We start from the raw sequence: 954 nt of genomic DNA, 5'->3' as shown, positions 1-954 counted from the left end.
CTGTTTTCAGTTGTAATTTGAAAGTCGGGCCCGGCAAGGTCGGGAATACCCGATGTAGTAGCGAGGGGCCGAATCTATCTGCGCCCCCTGAACCGGTCGAATGCCGTCAGACGCTGAACCGGGGGGCAGCATTCTCCCAGCGGTAGATCTCGATTCGTAGGAACTGAAGCTCGTCTTCCATGGTCTCTTCTGCGATCTCGATCCACCAGGATTTCGGCCGGCCGTCGCTGCCATCGGACCAGCGGTAGTCTCGTTCCTTCAGCCGATCCTTCAGATCGAAGGGTGAGTTTTCCGCGAAGATGCGCACGCGCGAGCGCTGGCTTGCCTGATAAAGCTCGGCAAAGGGTGTTTGATTATTATCGCCCTGAGGAAGTGCCAGGACTTCCAGCAGCGCAAAGCAGTCATCGACGGCCCGGTGCCCGACATGAAAATACCCACTCTGGTTGATGAGGTATCCAAGCTTGGTTCCCTCATAGCCCCTGAGACTCCAATCGATCTCGGTATTGGAACAAGCCCAGGCCTTACGGACAAAGATCGGGGAGAAGGCTTCGCAGAACGGTCGATCGAAGCCGGCATTATGGGCAATGACGAGATCGCGGGCTCGATGAGCGCACGCACGGCGGGCATGTCGATCATCTGGCCGAGGACCATGGCGTCCGTGATGCCGGTCAGCCGGATCACGTCGGCCGGGATCGGGATGCTCGGTTGCTGCAGTCCGCCGTAAATGCCGGTGACATCGCCGATCTTGCCGTCCGCATTGAAGGTGAAGCCGATTAGGCCGATTTCAATGATCTCGTCCTTCCTCGCGTCGAGACCGGTTGTCTCGGTGTCGAGGATAACGCCCCTCAGCGGATAGCCCGGCCTTAGGGCAGGGGCTATCGCGCGTGGCTCGAGTTTTTTCAGGATCTGATAGCGTCCGGTTGCTTCCAGCATCCGCACCATCTCGGCTTCATC

General features: G+C 58.6%; 1 pseudogene. It reads right to left on the bottom strand.

Annotation, left to right across the window (positions count from 1 at the left end):
* Positions 1–74: 74 nt before the first annotated feature.
* Positions 75–954 (bottom strand): annotated as a pseudogene (locus GDN47_RS31825) (3'-5' exonuclease); the annotation flags it as partial.

Origin of the sequence: Martinezella dioscoreae (genome assembly GCF_009176305.1) — a bacterium.
Lineage (GTDB): Bacteria > Pseudomonadota > Alphaproteobacteria > Rhizobiales > Rhizobiaceae > Rhizobium > Rhizobium dioscoreae.
Note: the sequence above shows the minus strand (reverse complement) of the source record. Positions and strands in the feature narration are given on the sequence as shown.